The sequence below is a fragment of the Winogradskyella ludwigii genome (assembly GCF_013403985.1).
GTDB classification, from domain to species: domain Bacteria; phylum Bacteroidota; class Bacteroidia; order Flavobacteriales; family Flavobacteriaceae; genus Winogradskyella; species Winogradskyella ludwigii.
The window spans coordinates 735,570-761,513 of sequence record NZ_JABFDF010000001.1 but is presented as its reverse complement, the minus strand read 5'-3'; the positions used below and the strand labels follow the sequence as shown (position 1 = coordinate 761,513).

Annotated in this window: 14 protein-coding genes and 1 tRNA gene; 11 read left to right on the top strand and 4 right to left on the bottom strand. The window is 33.7% G+C overall.

All coding sequences use genetic code 11. The features are described 5' to 3' along the window. The first annotated feature begins 90 nt into the window (after window positions 1-90). Together HM981_RS03130 and HM981_RS03125 are read left to right on the top strand one after the other, a co-directional pair. Window positions 91-172 (top strand) — tRNA-Leu (locus HM981_RS03130). A 404-nt stretch (window positions 173-576) separates the two neighbouring features. Beyond that, entirely contained in the window at window positions 577-753 is a 177-nt protein-coding gene (locus HM981_RS03125) for a hypothetical protein (protein ID WP_179337117.1), read from the top strand. 347 nt (window positions 754-1,100) lie between these two features. Here the strand turns inward: HM981_RS03125 and HM981_RS03120 are convergent, their stop codons facing one another. From HM981_RS03120 to HM981_RS03105, 4 genes are all read right to left on the bottom strand, one after another. Continuing rightward, complete coding sequence (locus HM981_RS03120) at window positions 1,101-3,962, bottom strand: alpha-amylase family glycosyl hydrolase (RefSeq protein WP_179337116.1); 2,862 nt, start codon at window positions 3,960-3,962, stop codon at window positions 1,101-1,103. 67 nt (window positions 3,963-4,029) lie between these two features. Continuing rightward, window positions 4,030-5,340, bottom strand: a complete 1,311-nt coding sequence (locus tag HM981_RS03115; protein WP_179337115.1) for a SusE domain-containing protein — start codon at window positions 5,338-5,340, stop codon at window positions 4,030-4,032. 18 nt (window positions 5,341-5,358) lie between these two features. Next, the gene (locus HM981_RS03110; protein WP_246286095.1) at window positions 5,359-6,999 is read right to left on the bottom strand and encodes a RagB/SusD family nutrient uptake outer membrane protein; all 1,641 of its coding nucleotides are present in this window, start codon (window positions 6,997-6,999) and stop codon (window positions 5,359-5,361) included. Between the two features lie 6 nt (window positions 7,000-7,005). Next, window positions 7,006-9,903 (bottom strand): SusC/RagA family TonB-linked outer membrane protein, encoded by a 2,898-nt coding sequence (locus HM981_RS03105; protein ID WP_179337114.1) that lies wholly within the window; start codon window positions 9,901-9,903, stop codon window positions 7,006-7,008. A gap of 269 nt (window positions 9,904-10,172) precedes the next feature. Between HM981_RS03105 and HM981_RS03100 the strand changes: the two genes are divergently transcribed. The 9 genes from HM981_RS03100 (at window position 10,173) to HM981_RS03060 (ending at window position 25,940) form a co-directional block, all read left to right on the top strand. Then, on the top strand, window positions 10,173-11,219 hold the full coding sequence (locus tag HM981_RS03100; protein ID WP_179337113.1) for a LacI family DNA-binding transcriptional regulator: 1,047 nt from the start codon (window positions 10,173-10,175) through the stop codon (window positions 11,217-11,219). Window positions 11,220-11,348: 129 nt separating this feature from the next. After that, entirely contained in the window at window positions 11,349-12,719 is a 1,371-nt protein-coding gene (locus HM981_RS03095) for an MFS transporter (protein ID WP_179337112.1), read from the top strand. A gap of 9 nt (window positions 12,720-12,728) precedes the next feature. Next, window positions 12,729-13,385 carry a beta-phosphoglucomutase gene (gene pgmB / locus HM981_RS03090; RefSeq protein WP_179337111.1) on the top strand — a complete coding sequence of 219 codons (657 nt, stop codon included), beginning with the start codon at window positions 12,729-12,731 and terminating at the stop codon, window positions 13,383-13,385. A gap of 45 nt (window positions 13,386-13,430) precedes the next feature. Further along, window positions 13,431-15,737, top strand: a complete 2,307-nt coding sequence (locus HM981_RS03085) for a glycoside hydrolase family 65 protein (RefSeq protein WP_179337110.1) — start codon at window positions 13,431-13,433, stop codon at window positions 15,735-15,737. A gap of 114 nt (window positions 15,738-15,851) precedes the next feature. Continuing rightward, window positions 15,852-17,795: a glycoside hydrolase family 13 protein gene (locus HM981_RS03080; protein WP_179337109.1), complete on the top strand. Its 1,944-nt coding sequence runs from the start codon at window positions 15,852-15,854 to the stop codon at window positions 17,793-17,795. Then, the gene (locus tag HM981_RS03075) at window positions 17,795-20,176 is read left to right on the top strand and encodes a glycoside hydrolase family 31 protein (protein ID WP_317167154.1); all 2,382 of its coding nucleotides are present in this window, start codon (window positions 17,795-17,797) and stop codon (window positions 20,174-20,176) included. The genes HM981_RS03080 and HM981_RS03075 overlap by 1 nt, the downstream gene beginning before the upstream one ends. 57 nt (window positions 20,177-20,233) lie before the next feature. Beyond that, window positions 20,234-22,066, top strand: a complete 1,833-nt coding sequence (locus HM981_RS03070) for an alpha-amylase family glycosyl hydrolase (RefSeq protein ID WP_179337672.1) — start codon at window positions 20,234-20,236, stop codon at window positions 22,064-22,066. 4 nt (window positions 22,067-22,070) lie between these two features. Then, window positions 22,071-23,756: an alpha-amylase family glycosyl hydrolase gene (locus HM981_RS03065; protein ID WP_179337108.1), complete on the top strand. Its 1,686-nt coding sequence runs from the start codon at window positions 22,071-22,073 to the stop codon at window positions 23,754-23,756. A gap of 60 nt (window positions 23,757-23,816) precedes the next feature. Then, on the top strand, window positions 23,817-25,940 hold the full coding sequence (locus tag HM981_RS03060) for a glycoside hydrolase family 97 protein (protein ID WP_179337107.1): 2,124 nt from the start codon (window positions 23,817-23,819) through the stop codon (window positions 25,938-25,940). Window positions 25,941-25,944: the final 4 nt, after the last annotated feature.

The window sequence follows — 25,944 nt, the reverse complement described above, 5'->3', positions numbered from 1 at the left end:
AAAGTTTTTTTGAATTGAATTAAATAAAATTTAATATTTGTATATTCAAACTATTGTTTATATTTGCATCCCGATAATTATCGGTTGAATGCAGGCGTGGTGGAATTGGTAGACACGCTAGACTTAGGATCTAGTGCCGCGAGGTGTGAGAGTTCGAGTCTCTCCGCCTGTACAGACAGAAAAGCTAACTTTAACGAGTTAGCTTTTTTTTATACAATAAATTGAATACTATATCTCTTCAAAAAATAGTACCACAGTTTATAAATGTATTCAGTAAAAAAGAATATTATTTGTGTTTTTGGTATGTTTGGTTTATAGTTTTGTTAGAAGAATGGTCTAAAAACGATTGAGTTTTTTGACAATAGTTAAAGAATATTTAAAAGTGTTTTTTTTGGGTTATTTACATTATTACCACTAAAGTATTCTATATTAACTTTAATTGCTGTAGTGTAACTGTATGTTGTTAAAATAACACACATATATGATAAAAGTGTAGTGTTCGCTTTCTATTTTTATCTCGAAATTTGTACCAGAGATATTTAATATATCAGAATAGATAATTTAGAATATAACACTATGAAAAATATATCAGTTAACCCTACAGTATGGCAGCCAATATCAAATTCATCAAATGAATTTAATAAATTGGAAGGTAAAAACACGAATTCATCATCTCGTTTGTCACCTTATTTTAATACGTTGAAAGGTTTTTTCAGTAAGGCTACCGTTTTTACAAATACATTTTATGTATAACATTGAAAAAGAAAAAGAATTATTGTTACAAAAAATGTGCTCAACTAAGCACATTTTTTATTTGTAAACTTCTTGTTAGGAAGTTAGCTTCTTTTTTAGGTTAATAACATGATTTTTGAATGATTTGCTATTCAATGAAAGCGGCATTAAAAAATTCGAGGCCTAACGTAGCTTTATAATTATTATAAAATAATATCTTGGAAGTGATCATGGTATTGTGTTTAATACGCTTATTTAGTGTCCATACTAAGTTAGTGAATATAATAAAGCCTAATAGAACATTTAGTTTTAACAACAAAAAAGAGCTTCTCTATAGAGAAGCTCTTAATTAATAAAAAGACTTTGTTTTAAAGCTTGACTAACTTAGTTGTCTTAATTTGATTATTGTTATTGGCTACTTTAACAATGTACATTCCTGTATTTAAACTAGAAATATCAAAACGATCTGTTCTATTAAAGTCACCTTTAAACGATTTTACTAGTTTTCCTGTTAAATCATATATTTCAATATCAGAAACATTTATACTTACATTAAAAGCTGTTGTAGCAGGATTTGGGTAAATTGAAAATCCTAATAATACTTCTTCATCAATACTTAATGTTTCCGCTTGTTGATTTCCTAAAATTTTAAATTGACCTGCAGGAATTGTAATTGTTGTTGTAGAATTACTAACTGTAGTATTTCCTGATGGATCCATTAAATCGTACCAAGTAGAAGTAACTCCAGATGGAAAATCAGTATTAACGGTTTGAGATGTAACATCAAAATTAGCAAGAATAATTACATTCTTTAATTCTGTATTAGGAATTGATGTATCAAAAATATCAATTCTAGGTGTAAAGTTTCCAGATGTAATGCTGTAATCACCTTCAAATACAGGTTCGTTAATTTTTAAAGCATGTAGTCTAGCCCAATCGTTATAAATTTCAGCTCTAAGTGCTTCTGTTAACCAATTGTTTGTCCATTGTGGTTGTGGTTTAGTATCTAATTTACAGCCATCGTCATTGAAACTTCCATCGTTACAAGTAAAAATAGAGTTATCCATACCAAGGTCTCCAAAATGCCAAATCATTTTTGGCCCAGGTACCATTGTAGATACAGCACCTAAAGCAGACATTCTTGACAATGCAATATTTAAATCTTGTACATTATGTGCAGAATTACTTGTATTTCCATAGGCTACATTCTTAAACATTAAACGTTCTTCATCATGACTTTCTGGATATCCAACAACTCTTGGACCATTAAAACCGGTGTGATTTTTATGACCAATTCTCTCAATATTTTTGTCTCCACTTTGACCCATAGTTAATTCGTTATAAGATTCGGTCATTTTTCCCCACATCATAACACCTTTACCTTCGTCTAAACGGTAATTTCCCCATTCTTTTTCTTCATTATCAGAACCTAAATGTTCAAAAATAACATAATGATCATCATCTAAAGACCATGAGTAGTCTGCATATTCTTTTAAAACATCAACTCTATCTTGTTGGTATGCATTAGTACAACCATCATCACCAGAAGTACAATCTTGAGTGAATCCTTTAGTTAAATCCCAACGGAAACCATCAATATTAAATTCTTCGATCCAATGCTTAACAGTACGTTTAACAAAATTTTTCGTGTTTAGATTAGAGTGATCAAAATCTTCACCAACACTATAACTATGTAGTGCTACTTCATTAAAGTATGGATTGTCTGAGCTTGGTGCTCCCCAACCGTCACCTTCAGGATCATTCATCCACATTCTAACCATTGGACTTCTACCAAAAGCATGATTAAATGCAATGTCTAAAATAACAGCGATTCCATTTTGATGGCAAACATCAACAAGTTCTTTTAGTTTGTCTTCTGTTCCATAAAATTTATCTAATGCCATATGAAAAGAAGTATTGTAACCCCAACTTTCGTTGCCTTCATATTCCATGATAGGCATTAACTCAATAGCATTAATATTTAAATTTTTGAAATAATCTATTCGGTCTATAATATCTTGATAGTTTCGGTTGGCATCAAAATCTCTTACTAATACTTCATAAATAACTAAATCTTCTTTTTTAGGTTTACTGAAATCAGTAACCTCCCAATTGTAAGCTGTTTGACCTGTTTCTAAAACAGTAACTTCGCGCTCTTGACCTGCTGGATAAGTTGGTAGGTTAGGGTAGGTTGTTGCAGAAATATAAGGATCATCGAATGGCGATAATACTAAAGTAGAATATGGATCTGCTGTTTTTACTAATGAAGGAGAATCTGCAATAGGAGTTTTGTCGACTACCCAGTATTGGTAAGTTTCAATTTGTCCTGGAGTTAATCCTGTTAGCTCTAACCAAAATTTATTACTTCTAGTTGGATCTTTTTTCATCGCAAATGTTGCATTTGGTTGCCAGTTGTTAAAGCTTCCTGCAACATAAACAAAATCTTTACCTGTAGCATAAAGTACTAAAACAGCAGTGTTATCATCAATGTATGTAATACCATCCTTATAATCTGTAGGCATAATGCCAATGTTAGAACCTGGATCTACCATTACACTAAATGTTTTTGTAATAGTGGTTCCGTTTAATACAGCTACTAATTCGTAATTTTTATTTTCAGTAATGTTTGTATCTACAAAACTATAATTATTAGTTGAGTTATTGGTGTCTATTACAGCTCCATTTGCGCTCAATGTGTAACTTGCATTACCACCGATATTTGTTGCCGTAATATTTAAATCATCTCCAGAAGAAACAATTGCAGTATCAGTAGTTGGGGATGTTAAACTCACTTGAAATGTACCAACTTCAAAGATAAAGTCAGAACAACCAGTGGCTTTCATTTCTTGATCTCCAGCTGCGTTTCTAAAAACCATTCCCATTTGAATAACATTATTAGCCTGAGCTGTTGTTAAACTGTAGTAGGTTTGAGGTGTCAATGTAATACTAAATATGCCACCACCTTGGTTAGTCATTTCTCCAACGCCGTCATCTTCTCCCCAGTTTCCAACGACACTAATACCAAAAGCATTTGAGCCATCGCCAACACCAGAGTGCATATAAACTTTTGAAGGATTACTAAGTCCATTACAATCTGTAGCACTACTGTTTATATCTACAGTAATTGTAATGCTTTCGTCTACTTCAAATGGATTAGGTGTAATTGTAACTTGTGCGAAAGCTAAAAACGATACACTTATGCACAATAGTGTTATGTAAATTTTTTTCATAATTTATTTTTAAAAAAAGGGCTGATGGAAATCAGCCCTTTTAGGTTATAAAGGGTTGAGCCCTTGTTTATTGAATTTTATTCAACATATAAGTACCAGCATTGGTATCCATTTGTACACGGTATAAACCAGCAGTAACAGCAATATTATCTCCACCTGCATCTAATGTACCATCAATTCCAGTATCACCAAAATCAGCAGCCCAATCATTATTTTGTCTAAATTTAATCTCTCCATCAAGTAGTGTTGCTACATCACCATAGTATACACCTGGTTGAACCTGAGTTAAAGCAAAATCAGGAGTTGCTCCCCAGTCATTATAACCAGAGCCAACAATTCCCCAAACGTCAGATGCTTCAAGCGTATAAGTGTTGTCATTTAAATTAATAGAAATAGAATAGTGACCAGCTGTAACAGGGATATTATCTCCACCAAATTCAGTTACCCAATCATTATTCAATCTAAATTTAACCTCACCATCAATTAATTGTACATCAACTTTAAATGTATCCGTTGTATAATCATAATAGAATTTAGCATCCGGAGTTGCGCCCCAATCATTATAACCAGAACCAACAACACCCCAAGAATATGCTTCCATTGTATAGGTAGCATTTGCAATATCTAAAGTTATTTTATAAGTACCTGCAGTTGTTGCAATATTAGCACCACCAGTTTCTAATGTGCCATCAGCATCATCATCACCGAAGTCATTTACCCATTCATTATTTTCTCTAAACTTAATCTCACCGTCAATAAGTGTAGCATATGCAACATAAACATCAGCTTCTGAAGTTGTGTAAAACTGTCCGTCAGGTCCAGCTCCGCCCCAATCATTATAACCAGAACCAACAATTCCCCATGTAGATAAAGCAATTCCGCTACTACCAGATCCGCCTCCTTCTAATAATTCTACATTAATAACTAAAACATTAGAAAATACATCGTCAGCTCCACCTGTATCTCCTGTAAGCGCTCTTACTCTTACTGAAAAAGAACCTGTATTTGGTTCTGCTGAATCAGGATCATTATCTAAACCTGCTTCAGTTGCAACACTCATCATCTGACCAATAGTCATTGCGATTTCGTTGCCTGTGGTTGTGTTAACAATAGCAGCATCTGTGAAATCACCTGTTATAGAGCTTTGTAATTCGTAAGATGTATTTGTTGATACACCAAAATCTGCACTTGCCCATGTGAATCTCTCACCTAGATTGCTTGAAGTACTTGCTGTAAGTACATAAGAATCTATAATTGAATTTGTAAATACAAATCCTTCAGCTGTTTGTGTTGTGAAGACAATGTCATCTTCCGTTTCACAACTATTAAAACTTATTAAGGCAAAGATGAAAAGGCCTAAAATTGATAATTTTTTCATATTTATTGTTGTTGTTAATTAGTATCCTGTGTTTTGTTCTAAGTTGGTGTTGATCCCTAAATCTGTTGCAGGTATTGGCATTACATCTCTAAAAGAATCTGTAGTTGTACCTTGCTGTATACCACCTTTCCATTGCCAAATTCCGTTACTAGAAAATTGGTTGAATCTGATTAAATCGGTTCTTCTATGAGCTTCCCAATATAATTCTCTAGAGCGCTCACTTAGAATGAAATCTAAATCTAAGTCTGTAGTTGTTATATTTCCACTAGTATCACCATAAGCACGGCCTCTAAGTTCGTTAATATAGGTAACAGCATTACTCATGCTACCTCCACCACCTCTAAGTACAGCTTCAGCATACATTAAATAGACATCACCTAACCTAAACATTGGGAAATCAATATCAGTATGGTCTCCAGAACTATCTGAACCAGGATTACCATTAATATCTACGTTTTTGTATTTTGATATAGCGAAACCTTCTGTAAAAGTACTTACGTCTGCAATATCTTTGTTTTGACCATCAGTATAGAATAACTCTCTACCATCATTAGAATTTTCTTCACCAGGAAATTGTTCAACTAATGTAGGTGTTGTTCTAATACCAGCCCAACCACCGTTAATTCCAAAATCTACAGGATCCATAGATCCACCAACAGCTGCATGTGTTATAAATGTCATTCCTCCAAAAACCTGAGTTCTAAGGCCATCATAAGGAATTGTGAATATAACTTCGTTTTGAGCTCCGTTAGAATCGTTATCTGCTAAAAATGAATAAGCATAAGGTATGTTTGGAATTGAGTAACCTGCATCAATAATATTATTAGTATAAGTTATAACATCTGCATAACGTGGTGTTCCAGTATATACTTCTGCATTAAGGTAAATTTTAGCAAGTACCATCCATGCAGCAGCTCTATCTGCTCTACCGTAATATACAATAGGATCTGCATTTGGTTCTGGTAAATCATCTAAGATGTCTAACAATTCAGACTCTACATATTCAAATAAATCTGCTCTTTGAATTTGAGGAGGTAAAAATGCACCAATAGGATCGTTTTCAGTTATAAAAGGAGGATTTGCATATAAATCCATAGCGTGCCAATAGGTAAGAGCTCTCATAAAACGAACTTCTGCTCTATAAGTTTGAATCTCTGCTTGCAGTTCATTACTAACACCTCTGTCGTTTAATTTACTATCCGTAGTTTGACGTAAAAACTCATTTGTTAATGCTACTTGATACATTAAACGACTATACATAGTTCTAATGAATTCATTACCAGCAGTCCATTGTTGTCCGTGTAAATCTTGAATCGTACCATCGTTCCAAGAAATAAGAGCTTCGTCCGTGGTTAGCTCTTGCATTTTCCAATACAATCTTAAGTAGTTTGAAAACCCTTCGTCTAATCCAGCTAAATCTGCTGCACCTGCAGGACCTTCTTGTCCACTTAATGAAATACCAGCGTAAATTTTCGCTAGAAATTGTTCGTAAGATTCTGGATCTTCAAAAGCTGCTTCTCCAGTAAGACGGCTGTCTTCTGGTTGTAAGTCTAATCGTTCTTCACAAGATTGCACAAAAAGTGCAAGAGTGAAGACAACTAAAATACTTTTAATTGTTCTTAACATCATAGCTTTGTTGTTTATATAATTATTTTTCATTTTTTTTTAGAAAGAAAAGTTTAAGCCTAAAACAATATCACGTGTTCTTGGGTAAAAATTGTTTTCAATACCACTTGAAATTTCAGGATCTAACCCGTCGTATTCAGTAATCACAAACAGATTTGTAGCTGTTAATGATGTTCTTAATGTCATTTTTTCAAAAGGAATAGTATAACCTATAGACACATTATCTAATCTTACAAAATCTGCTCGTTGGATATATAAGTCTGAAAATAAATTTTGACTTGTAAAACCAGTGTCTAGGAAACTAGCATGAGCATTACCTTGGTAACTAGGTTGATTTATTACAGCGTTAGCATTACCGCGATCAGAAGCACTGTTATTGTAAACATAGTTTCCAAAACTACCTCTAAAAGTGAAGTTTAAATCTAGATTCTTATATCTAAAGTTATTGGTGAAACCAATAAATGCATCAGGTGTAGCTTTTTTATAAGCTTGTCTATCAGCTTCTGTAATTTGGTTGTCTCCGTTAATATCTACGTAAGCACCTTCAATAGGGTTTCCTTCACTATCATAAACTTGACGGAATACGAAAAATGTAGTTGGATCATAGCCAGGTTTTAATATTTGAATTTGATTACCAACACCACCACTAATACCTCCTGTTGGTATAACATAATCAGGATCGTCATTTAAACTAAGTGAAGTGATTTCTTGTTGTTGAAATGTGATATTAAAATTTGTATCCCATCCAAAATTTTCTTTTTGGAAAATAACTCCATTAAAAGATAATTCTAAACCTTTGCTTGTTACAGAACCAACGTTTGTTAAAAGAATATCTGTTAAGTTAGCACCTGCAGGGACTGGTACACTAGATAGTAAATCTTCAGTTTCTCTATAGTAACCGTCAATAGTACCTGTAAGTCTGTTATTAAAGAATCCAAAATCTAAAGCTAGATTATATTGAGTCGTTTCTTCCCATTTTAAGTTTTCATCAAATCCTTCAGGACGTAAAGTTGATATAAAAATAGGTTCACCAGTTGGTGTTGTTCCTATTTGTATATTAGCAGCGTCATTTCTAGAAGGTGTATAGGTACCTAAGTATCCGTAATTATCTCCTACCTCTTGCTGACCAGTAACTCCCCAACCAGCTCTCAATTTTAAATTTGAAAAGAAAGAATCTTCAAGGAAACTTTCATTCATTAATTTCCAACCTAAAGAAACTCCTGGGAAATATCCAACACGGTTATCTTCACTAAAACGAGAAGAACCATCTCTTCTAAAACTTGCAGAAATTAAATATTTATCAGCGATATCAAAACTAGCTCTTGCAAAATAAGATTCTAAAGCGTTTCTATTAATGTCTATTTGTGTAGTATTAGTATTTGTAGTTCTATCAAAAAAGCTTTCTATATAAAATTCTTGAAAAGCATGTCCTGCAGTAAGATCAACTTTTGTATTGATAGATGTTATCTCTTTCTTATAGTTTAAGTAGAAATCTAAAGATGTATTTCTATTTAAACCATTTGATACTTCTCTAGTGTTAAATGCCCCTAGACTATTAGGGTTTGCAGCTATAAATTTGTGGCCATCATTTTCAGCGTAATCAATACCTGCGTTTAAATTAAAACGTAGACCTTCTAAAAACGGAATTTTATAATCGATATTAAAGTTAGCGATCACACGTTGTATCGTTTGTCTATCTTCATAATTTTCCAATAGAAATAATGGGTTAACAGGTGCTAAGTTAGCTGTTGTACCATATTGTGTGAAATTTCCATTTTCATCCCTAACAGATTGTGTTGGGTCAAACTGAATTGCAGCACCAATAGCTCCAGAGTTAGCATAAGCATATTCATCTTGAATTGCTTTTCCTACGAACGTCAATTTTAAATCGTTATCTAATAATCGTTGAACAAAAGATGCATTTACACCGTTTCTTTCATAAAGGTCATTAAGTGCGCCTTCTTGTGATGCATGGTTAAAGTTAACACGGAAATTAGAGTGCTCATAACCTTTAGATACTGTTACATTATGTATAGCACCTGTACCTGTAGTATAGATTTTGTCTTGCCAATTTGTGCTTGCGTTTCCTAAAGTAGAAGAATCAAAGCTAGGGTTTGACGCTAAAGCTCTGTATTCTGATGCTGTTAATACATCAACTGTATTTGTAACACGTCTAGTAGAAGCTTGTAAACCGTACTCAATTTTAAGAGGTTGATTCGCACTACCTTTTTTAGTGGTGATTAAGATGACACCGTTAGAAGCTCTAGATCCATAAATAGCTGTTGCAGAGGCATCTTTTAAGACAACAAAATCCTCAATGTCTGCTGGGTTAATAGCATTCAATGCATTTCTACTACCCTGTGCACCACCTCTTTGATCAATAGGTAAACCGTCAATTACAATAAGAGGGTCATTTCTAGCAGATAAAGAAGCACCACCACGAATTCTAATTTCACCACCTTCACCGGCGCCACCACCACTTGATGTTACACGTACACCAGCAGCTTTACCAGAAATAAGTTGTTGAGGAGCTACAATAGCACCACGATTAAACTCTTCGTCGCCTACTTTTTCAACGGCACCTGTTGCATCTTGTTTTGTCGTAGATCCGTAACCAATAAGTACAACTTCATCTAATTGAGCTGCATCTTCTTCTATGGCCACGTCAATAGTAGATTGACCAGTAAATTTAATCTCTTGTGTGGTGTAACCAACATAAGAGAACATTAAAACTTCACCTTCACTTAGTTCTATGGAATATTTACCATCAAAATCCGTAGAGGTTCCTCTGGAAGTACCTTTAATAATTACATTTACACCAGGTAGAGGCATGGCGTTTGCTTTATCTGTAACACTACCTGTAACAGTAGATTGTGCCATCAAGGTTGCTGGCAGAATAATGAGACAGAATAGTAAAGCATTTAAGATTGTTTTCATACAATGTATTTAAGTTAATTGCTTAGTTAATTTGTTTATATTTTCACTTCTCGGGTTAAATCTAGGTAAATTTAATAGGATTGTTGTGTTAATTAATATGACAAAAGTCACGAAAACGTTTGCGTGTTAAAAACTTTTAAAATAAAATGATATTATTAGGAAAATAATGAAAAAAATAGGGGATTTGTACTATTTAGTTTTAAAAATAGGATATTGATAATATCTAATTTTGTTTTTTCAAGTATATTCGTTGCATAATTATAGCTAAAATGAGAAGAAAAATAACTTTAAAACAAATTGCTCGAGAACTAGATGTTTCTATTTCTACAGTTTCTAAAGCTTTAAAAAATAGTAAGGAAATAAGTGCAGATACGATTCAGAAAGTACAAGCATTTGCTAAGTTGTATAACTATAGACCCAATAACATTGCCCTTAGTCTTAAAAATAGAAAAACAAATACTATAGGAATTATAATTCCTGAAATAGTACATCATTTTTTCTCTAAAGTAATTAGAGGAGTAGAGTTAGTGGCCAATAATAGAGGGTATAATGTTATTATTGGGTTGTCCAATGAGTCTTTCTCTAAGGAAGTTATAAATATGGAAATGCTTGCTAATGGAAGTATAGACGGATTTATTCTTTCCATGTCTAAAGAAACCTTATTACAGCAAGATTATCACCACTATAATGAAACCATGAATCAAGGTATGCCTATTGTAATGTTTGATCGGGTGGTTTCAGAGATTAAATGCGATAAAGTAATAGTAGATGATTTTAATGGTGCGAAAAATGCAGTAGAAAAATTAATTTCTAACGACTGTAAACATATTGCTCTAATTACAACAAAAGATTATGTAAGTGTTGGTAAGTTAAGAACGCAAGGTTATCTAGAGGCCTTGCAAGAAAATAAGATAACACCTGAAGCCGAATTGATACTTAAAATGGACGATACCCTTGATTACGAGGTTCATTTAGAGAAATTAGAAGGCGAAATTGAACAACTTTTTAAAGCTCATGATTATATTGACGCTGTATTTGCGGTAAACGAATTATATGCTTTGTCTGCTATGAAAGTCGCTAGAAAAATGGGGCTAAACGTACCAAATGATATACAGGTTATTGGCTTTACAGATGGCGTTCTGTCTAAGCATTCTACACCTAGTTTAACCACTGTGAGTCAGCATGCACAGCTTATGGGAGAGCGAGCAGCTGATCTATTAATTGATAAAATAGAAACTGAGTTTAATGAAGAGGAAGAGCAGTTTCAGACTATAGTAATCAATACAGAATTAGTTGAGCGAGATTCTACCAAATAAAAATTTATCATTGCCGTTTTAAAATCTTTTATATCTTTGCCACTTATTCAAAACTTATATTTTCACTTCTCACATAAGTTTTGATAAGCTAAGCTTGTCAGAATAGTATTAATTAAAACATACTATTTCATGAAAAAGCGTATTCTCGGATTCTGGGAAATTTGGAACATGAGTTTCGGGTTTTTAGGAATTCAATTCGGTTTTGCTTTGCAAGGTGGCTTTATGTCACGAATATTTCAGACCCTTGGTGCAGATAAGCATGACATTCCACTTTTATGGATTGCAGCTCCCTTAACTGGTTTACTAGTGCAACCTATTATTGGTTACATGAGTGACAAGACTTGGAGTCCAAAATGGGGACGACGTAGACCTTATTTTCTTGTTGGAGCAATATTAAGCTCCATAGCCTTATTTTTTGTGCCATTTTCGCCAACGCTTTGGATTGCCGCAGGTTTTCTTTGGATTCTCGATGCATCTATTAATGTGTCAATGGAACCGTTTAGAGCTTTAGTGGCCGATAAATTAGATGAGTCTCAAAGAACCTATGGTTTTGTAATGCAAACTTTAATTATTGGAATAGGAACTTGGGTAGCTAGTAATTTACCTTGGTTAGTTTCAGAAATGGGAGTAAGTGATGCTGCAGATCTTGGTGTAGTACCAAACTCTGTGAAGGTTGCGTTTGCTATTGGAGCATTTGTATTCCTAATCAGTATTCTTTATACCGTTTTTACAACTTCAGAATATCCTCCAGAGGATATGGAAGAATTCGAAAGAGAGAAAGCAAAGAAGAGTAGTTTTATCTCAGATATTACTAATAACATAGGAAATATGCCTTCTACGATGAAGAAATTAGGCATCATTCAATTCTTCAGTTGGTTTGCCTTTTTTACCATGTGGAGTATGGCTAATCCAGCTTTAACAGAGCATGTTTACAAAACACCTGCACCGATCGAAGCGAATTTTGATATGACAAATGCTGCAGATAAAGAAGCATTTGATATTGAAAATACGGCTTTTCAAAAAGCATCAAATTCAGTAGGTTCCGCAATGGGAGTTTATGGATTATCATCGATGGCTTTTGCCTTGTTGTTTGTGTTTTATTCGGCTAAACGAAATGTTAATAGAAAATATGTTCACATGTTATCCTTAATAATAGGAGGAGCAGGTTTCTTATTAATGTCAGTGGTCTCTCCTGAAGAATTAAAATATTGTTTCATATTAATAGGTATTGCTTGGGGAAGTATTCTTTCCATGCCTTATGCCATGCTTTCTAGTTCAGTAGATCCTAAAAAAATGGGGATGTTCATGGGCATTTTTAATATGTTTATTGTAATCCCACAAATTATTGCTGCGCTTGGTGGTATTAATTTTATTTCTAGTCTTCTAGGAGAGGATGCAATTAATGCAATGACCATTGCAGGATTAAGTTTAATAATCGCTGGACTTTGTAATTTCTTAATTACCGAAAAAGCAGCAATTTCTTATCAACCTACAGAATAAATAATAAAAATGAAGAAAAAAGGATTCATATTCGATCTTGATGGTGTTATTGTAGACACTGCAAAATATCACTTTCTAGCATGGCAGAGACTGGCTAAAGGTTTAGATATCGATTTTACAGAAGAAGAAAACGAGCAATTAAAAGGAGTAAGTCGTGTGCGCTCTTTAGAAAAAATATTGGCGTGGGGAAATAAAACGATTTCTCAAGAGTTGTTCAACGAACTTATGGGTAAAAAGAACGAAGAATATTTAAGTTTCATTGCAGAAATGGATACTAATGAAATCTTACCAGATGTTCCCAGAGTTTTAAACTTTTTAAAAGAAAACAAGCAGCCAATCTCATTAGGTTCTGCAAGTAAAAATGCACGTACAATTTTAGAACGTGTTAATCTCATGGCAGATTTTGATGCTATTGTAGATGGCAATGATGTTACAAAAGCAAAGCCAGATCCTGAGGTATTTCTTATTGCAGCAAAAGAAATAAATATAGTGCCAGAAGACTGTATCGTTTTTGAAGATTCAGTCGCAGGAGTTACTGCGGCTAATACAGCAAATATGATTTCAATAGGTATAGGAAGTAAAGATGTTTTAGGACATGCAACATATGTATTTAATGATTTTACAGAAATCTCTGATGATTTTATAAAATCTTTAATCGAAAACTAAACAGAAGTAAAACGTCTCGTATTGAGATTTTTAAATAACATTATCATGAACCTAGATTACATCATCCCAAACAATTGGTCAATTATAGAAGAAGGATTTGACCCAAGTCAGGTTAAGGCATCAGAAAGTTTATTCAGCATCGGAAATGGAGCGATGGGACAACGCGCTAATTTTGAAGAAAAATATTCAGGCCCAACATTTCAAGGAAGCTACATTGCTGGAGTTTATTATCCAGATAAAACAAGAGTAGGTTGGTGGAAAAATGGTTATCCAGAATATTTTGCAAAAGTATTAAATGCACCCAACTGGATTGGTATTAATGTTACCATCAATAACGAGCAACTCGATTTATTTGCTTGTAAAAATATAAAAGACTTCCGCCGCGAATTGAACATGAAAGAAGGTTGGTTGTCGCGAAGTTTTGTAGCAACACTTCAAAATGATATTGAAGTTGAAGTTAAAACAACACGTTTTTTAAGTTTAGATTTAGATGAGGTTGGTGCTATTAATTTTAATATTACACCTCTAAATTCGGATGCAGAAATTACGTTTCAGCCTTATTTAGATTCAGGTATTACAAATGAAGATACCAATTGGGACGACAAGTTTTGGGATACATTAAAAGTTAGCCATGAGAATCATCAAGCTTTTATAGAGGCTAAGACCATGAAAACAGATTTTTACACCTGTACGTTTATGGAGTCTAAGGTATTCATTGATGGTAAATCGGTGTTAACAGAACCTAAATTTGCATCAGATGCTAGTGTAGTGTCTTTCAGTTATTCATATGGTGTAAAACAAAACGAAACGTATACAATTCATAAATTTGGTGGTTACACTGTAGATCGTGATCATGATAAAAATGAATTAGTTTCAGCGGCAAAAACGACTTTAAAAACAGTGACTACTGCTGGGTTTACTAAATTATTAGAAGACCAAAAACAAGCTTGGGCTCAAATTTGGGATATGGCTGACATCACTATAGACGGAGATGTTAAAGCACAACAAGGTATTCGTTTTAATATTTTCCACCTTAATCAAACCTATTTAGGTACTGATGAAACTTTAAACATTGGACCAAAAGGGTTTACAGGAGAGAAATATGGTGGAAGTACGTATTGGGACACAGAAGCGTATTGTATTCCATTTTACATGGCTACAAAAGACCAAAGTGTAGCAAGAAAACTATTAGCATATAGATACAATCATTTAGAAAAAGCGATTGAAAATGCCGAAAAGCTAGGTTTTAAAAACGGAGCTGCTTTGTATCCTATGGTAACCATGAATGGTGAAGAATGCCATAACGAATGGGAAATTACTTTTGAAGAAATCCATAGAAACGGAGCCATTGCTTTTGCAATATTTAACTATTACAGATATACAGGCGATTTTAGTTACATTCCAGAAATGGGACTTGAAGTTTTAATCGGAATTGCACGTTTTTGGCATCAAAGAGCAAACTTCTCTACCAATAAGAACAAATACATGATTCTTGGTGTTACGGGACCAAACGAATACGAAAACAACGTTAACAACAATTGGTATACTAATTATATTGCAAAATGGTGTATCGATTATACATTAAAAACCATTGAAAAAGTAAAGGAAGGTCATAGCAATGATTTTGAAAGAATTTCAGGTAAAACGAAAATCACGCATGAAGAATTAGCACTTTGGAAAGATGTGGCAGATAATATGTATTTTCCATATTCTGAAGAACATAATATATTTCTTCAACAAGATGGCTTTTTAGATAAAGAATTAATAACGGTTGCAGATTTAGACCAAACACAACGACCAATTAACCAAAAATGGTCTTGGGACAGAATTTTACGTTCACCTTATATTAAGCAAGCAGATACGCTTCAAGGTATGTATTTCTTCGAAGATCAATTTACAACAGAAGAGTTAGAGCGTCATTTCGATTTTTACGAGCCATTTACAGTTCACGAAAGTTCATTATCGCCTTGCGTGCATAGTATTCAAGCAGCGAAGTTAGACAGAATGGATCAAGCGTATACCTTTTACTTAAGAACATCACGTTTAGATTTAGATGATTATAATCACGAAGTTCACGAAGGATTGCACATTACCTCAATGGCTGGGACTTGGATGAGTATTGTAGAAGGTTTTGGTGGTATGCGTATTAAAAATGATACGTTGTCTTTTGAACCAAAAATTCCAAGTCAATGGAAAGGCTATTCGTTTAAAGTGAATTTTAGACATCAAATAATTAAAGTGAGTGTTAGTCAAGATGAAACTCGTTTTGAATTAGAAGGAGATAATGATTTACAAATTTTAGTTAATGGTAAAGAGGTTACTATTAGTTCTAAACAATTAGTAACTGTTTAATTAAATAAGACCTAATGGTTTTTTTCAAATCTAGCAGGTCTAAATATATTTATCCTAATATCCTACAAGGTTTCTAAAACCCTGTAGGTATTAGATTTTAACACATACACACAAATGAGAACACTAAAACATATCCTAATAGTTTTAATAGTTATAACGGTGTTTTCATGTAAAAACGACACGTCAAAAGAAAAAGAAACTATTTCAGAAACGGTAACTGAAATCAGAAATGATATTGAACGTGTAGAGCCACCAAATTGGTGGATAGATTTTAAAAATCAGAAATTACAATTATTAGTAAAGCATCCAAACATTGGAAATGCCACACCAATAATTTCATACGCCGGAGTTACCTTAGAAAAGGTAAACAAAGCCAATAGTCCAAATTACCTCTTCTTAGATTTAGATATTTCAGAAGCTGCAAAAGCGGGGAAATTCAATATTAAATTTACTCTTGAAGACGATTCAGAATTAATTCAAACTTACGAGTTAAAATCACGTAAGAATCCTGCAGAAGCATATGTTGGTTTTGATAGTTCTGATGCCATATATTTAATTACACCAGACCGTTTTGCTAATGCAAATCCAGAGAATGATGAGGTTGGTGGCTTATTAGAACAAGGTATCGATAGAACTAATGGTTATGCTAGGCATGGAGGAGATATCCAGGGAATTACAGAACATTTAGATTATATTGAAGATATGGGCTTTACAACAGTTTGGCCTTGTCCTGTTTTAGTTAATGATATGCCAAGTGGCTCTTATCATGGTTATGCTATGACAGATTTTTATAAAGTGGATCCAAGATTCGGGACTTTAGCGGACTATAAAACTTTAGCAGATGAGTTAAGAAACCGTGATATGAAACTCATAATGGATCAGGTAGCTAATCACTGTGGTTTAGAACATTGGTGGATGAAAGATTTACCTTTTAAAGATTGGGTAAATTATCAAGATTATTACGAAGAAAATAAAACGAATTGGAATAGGGAAACCACTAAAATGTCTAATCATAGACGTACAACAAATCAAGATCCTTATGCTTCCAAAAAAGACTATTTAGAAATGGCTCATGGCTGGTTTGTCCCAAGTATGCCAGACTTAAATCAGCGGAATCCGTTTATGGCCAATTACATTATTCAAAATAGTATTTGGTGGGTTGAAATGCTTGGTTTAGGAGGAATCAGACAAGATACGTATCCTTATTCAGATAAAGATTTTATGAGTAATTGGGCAGGAGCTATAATGACGGAATATCCAAATTTTTCAATCGTTGGTGAAGAATGGAGTTACAATCCTTTATTAATTGCGTATTGGCAAGAAGGACACGTCAATAAAGATGGTTATGATTCTAATTTAAAATCATCAATGGATTTTGCCATGCAGAAAAATATAGTTGATGCTTTAAACGAAGCGGAATCTTGGGATAACGGATTGGTTAAAATGTATCAAGGTTTAGCGAATGATTTTGCATATACATCGCCAAAAGATATTATGGCATTTCCGGATAACCATGATATGAGTCGCATTTTTACGCAGCTAAAAGGTGATGTTGTAAACACAAAAATGGCCTTAAGCTATTTATTAATGATGCCTAGAATTCCACAAATTTATTATGGAACAGAAATCTTAATGGATGATTTTGATAATCCTGGAGATCATGGATTAATTCGTACTGATTTCCCAGGTGGTTGGCAAGGGGATTCTGTAAATGCATTTACAGGAGAAGGATTAACAGATTCACAAAAGGATATGCAAATCTTCCTAAAAAAAATATTGAATTACAGAAAAACAAGTGAAGCCATTCATAATGGTAAAACTATGCATTATGCACCATTATCTGGAACCTACTTTTTATCGCGTACCAAAGGAGATGAAACCGTTGTGCATATTCTTAATAAGAATGACGAACCAATTGAAATAGATTTAAATAATTATACAGAAATGGGATTAAAAGGTAAAACCCTTAAGAATGTTATTTCAGGAGAAACTATGATTTGGGGAGATAATTTGGAATTGAAATCTAAAGGAGTTACCATACTTACAACAAAACTATAATGATGAAAAAGGTAATATTTTATATCCTAGCACTGGTTTCATTTGTATGCATTAATGCACAAAATACCAATCGTGTTTTTAAAAGTGTAGTAAAACAAGGTTTAGATTTTAAGGTTGAAGTTAATGATGGTTACTACATCATTAAACCATTTTCTTCAGAAATGATTGAAACTACATTTGTGCCTAATGGAGAATCTTTACAATCGCAATCTCATGCTGTTGTTGCAAAACCTCAAAATTCCCGTTTTGAAATTACAGACAGAGGAAATGATGTAGTTTTAAAAACCAATGGTTTGTATGTTACTATAACGAAATCACCATTTCAAATTTCATATTATTATAAGAACAATTTTATTGTTTCAGAAAAAACAGGTTACGTTAAAAACGATAGTTTAGAAACTATAGAATTCAATCTAACAAAGGATGAAGTTTTATATGGTGGAGGAGCAAGAGCTTTAGGGATGAATCGTAGAGGAAACCGTTTGCAACTTTATAACAGAGCGCATTATGGTTACGAAACGCATAGTGAGTTAATGAACTTTACATTACCAATTGTATTGTCGTCTAACAACTATATGATTCACTTCGATAACGCACCAATCGGCTTTTTAGACTTAGATAGCAAAGGAGATAATACCTTGAGATACGAAACCATTTCTGGTCGTAAAACGTATCAAGTTATCGTTGGCGATTCTTGGTATGACATTACAGATAATTATACGGACTTAACAGGGAAACAACCCATGTTACCACGTTGGGCTTTAGGGAATTTTTCAAGCCGTTTTGGGTACCATTCTCAGGAAGAAGTTGAAATGACTATTAGTAAATTTAAAGAAGAGGAAATTCCTGTAGATGCTATAATTCTCGATTTATATTGGTTCGGGAAAGATCTAAAAGGTACTATGGGAAATCTTGAAGTTTTTAGAGATTCCTTTCCTGATTTTGAAGGTATGGTAAAACGTCTGAATAATAAAGGAGTAAAAACAATTACGATAACAGAACCTTTTATTTTAAGCACATCTAAAAAATGGGATGAAGCCGTTGAAAAAGATATTTTAGCCAAAGACTCTATTGGAAATCCTGCCAAATATGATTTCTACTTTGGTAACACGGGACTTATAGATATCTACAAACCTGAAGCAGAAGAGTGGTTTTGGGATATATATAAAGATTTAGCAAACAAAGGAGTTGCAGGATTTTGGGGAGATTTAGGAGAGCCAGAAGTACATCCAAGTTGGGTACAACATCATACAGGAAGCGCAGATGAAGTTCATAATATTTACGGACACGATTGGGCACGGTTAATCTACGATGGTTACAAACGCGATTTTCCAAATACAAGACCATTCATTCTAATGCGAGCAGGTTATTCTGGTTCGCAACGCTACGGAATGATTCCATGGTCTGGAGATGTAAACAGAACATGGGGAGGATTACAAAGTCAGCCAGAAATTGCTCTACAAATGGGAATGCAAGGTTTAGCCTATATGCATTCTGATTTAGGCGGATTTGCAGGTGCAAATTTAGATGACGAACTTTATGCGCGTTGGTTACAATATGGAGTGTTTAATCCTATTTTTAGACCACATGCCCAAGAAGATGTACCAAGTGAACCTGTATTTAGAAGTGAAAAAGCAAAGGCTTTAGCTAAAGAAGCGATTGAATTACGATACAAATTATTGCCATATAACTATAACTTGGTTTATGAAAATCATAAATATGGTACACCTTTAATGCGCCCATTATTTTTTGAAGATTCTAAAGAAATTCTTTTAACTGACGATAGTACTTATCTTTGGGGACAAGACTTTTTAGTATCACCTGTAACTTATGCGAAGGCAAAAAATCAAGTGATTTATTTTCCTGAAACAGCTAATTGGTTCGATTTTTATACGGATAAAATCCATAAAGGAGGAAGTATTGCTGGTTATGATTTAAAAGAAAATAGTATCCCAACTTTCGTGAGAGCAGGTGCTTTTATTCCAATGGCAAATTTGGTAAGTTCAACGTCAGAGTACGATAGCAATTCCATGACATTACATTATTATAATGATGTAACGGTTCTAGAAAGTAAAAGAGAGTTTTACAATGATGATGGTGTAACAGCTAATGCCCTTGAAAAAGGTAGCTATGAACTTTTAGAGTTTGAAGCAGAGAAAAAAGGAGTTTGGTTAAAAATTAGATTTGATGCAGAAATTGGTTCAAATTATACATCTCAAACTAAAAATATAGAATTAGTAATTCACAATATTCAAAAACAACCCAAACGAATTAAAGTTTCGAATGAAAAAGTTGATGGAGTATGGGACTCGAAAACAAAGACATTAAGAGTTTCTCTCAAATGGAACATATCAACTAAAACAGAAATTAAAATTAAATAAGTTAGCCATATGAACACCAAATTTCAAGCTAGTATTATACTCGTTTTTACCTTGTTCATGGGTTGCAAAAACGAACCAAAAGAAGCTGTGAACCCAGAATTAATGAAATCAGAAATGAAGAAAAAAGAAGTCGTATATCAGGTTTTTACACGTTTATTCGGAAACACCAATACCGCCAACAAACCTTGGGGAACTTTGGAGGAAAACGGTGTTGGTAAATTCAATGATTTCACAGATAAAGCCTTAAACGAAATCAAGGACTTAGGCGTAACGCATATTTGGTATACAGGAGTGCCACATCACGATGTAATTACAGATTATACCAAATATGGAATTTCTAATGATGATCCAGATATTGTAAAAGGTCGTGCAGGTTCTCCTTATGCTGTGAAGGATTATTATAATGTGAATCCAGATTTAGCTGTAAATGTTGAAAACCGATTAGAAGAATTTGAAGCTTTAATTGAGCGTTCTCACAAAGCAGGATTAGAAGTTATTATAGACATTGTGCCAAATCACGTGGCACGTAATTATCAAAGTTTATCTAACCCAGAAGGTGCTTCAGATTTCGGAGCAGAAGATGATAAAACAAAAACCTACGACGTTAATAATAACTTTTATTATAATCCAGGGGAAGCATTTAAAGTACCAGAATGGAAACATGGTTACCAACCTTTAGGAGGCGAAAAAACAGATTTAGCAGATAGTAAGTTTGAAGAAATCCCTGCAAAATGGACAGGCAATGGCTCAAGAGCATCGCAACCAGACGTTAACGATTGGTACGAAACTGTAAAAGTAAATTACGGAATTAGTCCTGAAGGTAAAAAAGATTTTGATGAGCTTCCAGAAGGTTTTGATAATGAAGATTACAAAAAACATTTCGAATTTTGGAGTGATAAAACCGTACCAAGTTCATGGAAAAAATTCAAGGATATTGCATTGTATTGGACGGCAAAAGGTGTGGATGGTTTCCGTTACGATATGGCAGAAATGGTGCCTGTTGAGTTTTGGAGTTATATGAATTCGCATATTAAAATGAAAAATCCGGATGCTTTTTTATTAGCTGAAGTGTACAATCCGAGTTTATACAGAGATTATATCCGAAAAGGAAAAATGGATTATTTGTATGATAAAGTACAGTTGTATGATACACTAAAACACGTTATGCAAGGTCATGGAAGTACAGATAATATTCCTCCAATTCTTAGTGATTTAGATGATATTGAGCATAACATGCTTCACTTTTTAGAAAATCATGATGAGCAACGTATTGCGAGTCCAGATTTTGCAGGTAACGCTTTAAAAGGAAAACCTGCAATGGTAGTTTCTGCAACATCATCTACAGCACCAACTATGATTTATTTTGGTCAAGAATTCGGTGAATCAGGAGCTGAGGATTTAGGTTTTGGTGATCCAACTAGAACTTCGATTTTCGATTATGGAAGTGTGCCAAGTCAAGTACGTTGGGTAAACGATAAAAAGTTTGATGGTGGACAATCTACAAATGAGGAAAAAGAGCTTCGTGATTTTTATAAAAGACTGTTGAATTTTACAATTAACAGTTCAGCTTTAATGAGTAATTATCAAGATATCCATGCTTATAATCATCAACATACAGAATGGTATAATGATAAAGTATTATCGTTTGTACGCTGGAGTGATGATGAACAATTAATTATAATTTCAAATTTTAACGCAGAAAACACCTATGGTTTCGAACTGCAATTGCCCGAAGATTTGGTTAAAACATTAGAATTGAAAGATGGTAGTTATGAAATTACAGATCAACTTTATAATACATATTCTTCAACGTTAAAGGTTGAAAACGGCAAAGCAGAAGTTAGAATTGATATTAAACCTTTGGAATCTTTTATTCTTAAAATCAGATAATCATATGAAAAAAGTAATCCTATTAATTTGTGTGAGTTTTATGATTTTTAATTGTGAAAATAAACCAAGTTCAGAAAAAAATAAAACTGATGTTGTTGAGGCATCTTCAGCAGTAAAAACACCATTTGTTTGGGAAGGAGCTAACCTCTATTTCTTGTTAACAGATCGTTTTAATAATGGAGACACGTCCAATGATGTCAATTTTAATAGAACTAGAGAAACCGGAAAACTGCGTGGTTTTAAAGGTGGAGATATAAAAGGGATTACTCAAAAAGTAAAAGAGGGCTATTTTACAGATTTAGGTATTAATGCCATTTGGATGACACCAATAGTAGAGCAAATACACGGAGGTACAGATGAAGGTACTGGTGTGTCTTATGGGTTCCATGGATATTGGGCAAAAGATTGGACTAAAATTGACCCAAATTTTGGTACCAAAGAAGATTTACACGAGTTGGTAAAAGAAGCACATGCTAAAGGTATTCGTATTGTCTTAGATGCTGTAATTAATCATACAGGTCCTGTAACTGAAAAAGATCCAGTTTGGCCAGATGAATGGGTACGTACAGATCCACAATGTACTTATGATAGTTATGAAAACACCATAAGCTGTACATTAGTTGCAAACCTTCCGGATATCAGAACCGAAAGTAATACCAATACGGAGTTGCCTCCTCAATTGGTTGAAAAATGGAAAACGGAAGGACGTTATGAGCAAGAAGTAAAGGAACTTGATGAATTCTTTGAACGCACAGGTCACCCAAGAGCACCACGTTTTTATATTATAAAATGGTTAACGGATTATATTACAGAATTTGGAGTCGATGGTTATAGAGCAGATACGGTAAAACATACAGAAGAATTCGTTTGGGAAGAGTTTAGAGCAGAATGTGATTATGCGTTTTCAGAATATAAAAAGACTAATCCAGAAAAGGTTTTAGATGATAACAATTTTTATCTCGTTGGTGAAGTCTATAATTACGGAGTAAGTTCAGGTCAGGAATTTGATTTTGGAGATCGTAAAGTTAATTATTTCAATCCATTGAGTTTTCAAAGCCTTATTAATTTTGAATTTAAATACAATTCAAAAGATAAAGATTACGAAGACTTATTTGCTTATTATGATGAAGTTTTACATAGCAAATTAAAAGGTTTTGGAACCTTGAATTATTTAACGTCGCATGACGATGGGAGACCATTTGATGCCCAAAGAAAAAAACCTTTTGAAACAGCTAATAAATTATTGTTATCACCAGGAACCTCTCAAGTTTATTATGGTGATGAATCTTCTAGAGCACTTATAATTCCAGGTACTGAAGGAGACGCAACATTACGTTCAATGATGAATTGGGATTCTATTGCCAGTAGAAAACGAACAAAAGAAGTCTTAACGCATTGGCAGAAATTAGGGCAATTCAGAGCTAAGCATCCTGCAGTTGGTGCAGGGAAACATCAAATGATAACAGAACAACCTTATTATTTCTACAGAAGCTATCAAAAAGGAGATTTTAAAGATTTAGTGGTTATTGGTTTAAAACTTGAAAAAGGAGTGAAAGTGATTGATGTTTCTAAAGTATATGAAGAAAGAGTCATGCTACGTGATGCTTATTCTGGACAAACAGCAACTGTTGAAAATGGAAAAATCACTTTAGATACAGAGTTTGAAGTGGTTCTATTGGAAAGAAAATAATCTATAAACCTGACTTGTAAGATTTCTAAAACCTGACAGGATTTAAATACAATTTATAATATGAAAGCATATACATTAGTTTTCGTTATTGCATTAGCAATATTCTCATGCAATTCAGAAAAAAAACAAACTAAGGAAATTACGTCACCAAATGAAAAAGTGACTATAGATTTCAATATAAATAACGAAGGTCGTCCGTTTTACTTAGTTAAATTCAATAATAAAACGGTTGTTGACACGTCTTATTTAGGATTTGAATTTAAAGATGCGCCTTCTTTTAATAAGAATTTCATTATTAAAAACACGACTACTAGTTCGTTTAGTGAGACTTGGCAAATGCCTTGGGGAGAACAATTGGATGTTGAAAATAATTACAAGGAATTAAAAGTTGAACTACAAGAAAAAACAACACCTGAACGCTTTTTAAATATTGTGTTTAAGGTTTATGACGATGGTATTGGATTTCGATATGAATTTCCGGAGCAAGCGCGATTAAAAGGAGATGTCTTTATTACAGAAGAAAACACAGAATTTAACCTTACAGAAGATTATAAAACGTTTTGGATTCCTGGAGATTGGGATATTTATGAGCATTTGTATAATACTACAAACTTATCGGAAGTTGATGCCTTGCAATATGCTGATCATAAAAACTTAGCGCAAACTTATATTCCAGAAAATGCTGTAAATACACCAGTAACTATGGTTGGGAAAGGTGGAACGCATTTAAGTTTTCATGAAGCTGCTTTGGTCGATTATTCAGGTATGACTTTAAAAGTAGACACCGAAAACCTTAATCTTAAAAGTAATTTGGTAGGTTCAGAAAATACAGATTACAAAGTAAAACGAACCATGCCGTTTAATACACCATGGAGAACTATTCAGATAACAGATAATGCACCAGATTTAATAGAATCTAATCTTATCGTGAATTTGAATGAACCAAATAAATTGGGCGATGTATCATGGTTTAAACCTATGAAATATACTGGTGTTTGGTGGGAAATGCATTTAGGAAAATCCTCTTGGGATTATGGAATGACACAAAACATGAGTACTTGGACAGATGCTGGTGATGCACATGGAAATCACGGAGCTAACACAGAAAATGTAAAACGTTTTATAGATTTTTCGGCTAAAAATAATATTGGAGGTGTTTTAGTTGAAGGCTGGAATACGGGTTGGGAACACTGGATTGGTTTTGAAGATAGAGAAGGAGTTTTCGATTTTGTAACACCGTATCCAGATTACGATATTGATGAAGTTGTACGTTACGGAAAAGAGAAAGGGGTTGATATTATAATGCATCATGAAACGTCTGCTGCAACAGAAACTTACGAAAAACAGCAAGACACCGCTTATGCGCTGATGCAGAAATATGGAATGCATACGGTGAAATCTGGATACGTTGGTAAAATTTTACCCAAAGGGGAATACCATCATGGACAATATATGGTGAACCAATATAATAATGCAGCTATAAAAGCAGCTAAATATCAGGTTGCAGTAAATGCGCACGAGCCCATAAAAGCAACGGGTTTACGTAGAACGTATCCAAACATAATTTCAAGAGAAGGTTTGCGTGGCCAAGAATTTAATGCGTGGTCTAGTGATGGTGGAAATCCACCTGAACATCTACCTATCGTTGCGTTTACTAGAATGCTATCTGGACCAATAGATTTTACACCAGGAATTTTCAATATTAAATTCGATGAATATAAAAAAGATAATCAAGTCAATACTACAATAGCTCAACAGCTCGCTTTGTATGTTGTTATTTATAGTCCTGTACAAATGGCTGCAGATTTGGTAGAACATTATGAGGCCAACCCTGAGCCTTTACAATTCATTAAAGATGTTGGTGTAGATTGGGAAACTACTAAAGTCTTAAATGGGGTTGTTGGCGATTATGTCACCATTGCAAGAAAAGAAAGGGGAACTGGTAATTGGTTTGTTGGAGGTATAACGGATGAGAATTCTAGAATCGTAGATTTAGATTTTAGCTTTTTAAACGACAATAAAACCTATGAAGCAATCATTTATAAAGATGGAGAAAATGCACATTGGGACAATAATCCATTAGCTATAGACATAGAAAAAACTGAAATTAATAGCACTTCTAACTTAAGTGTTAAACTCGCTGAAGGAGGAGGGTTTGCAATAAGTATAAAAGAGAAGGAATAAATAA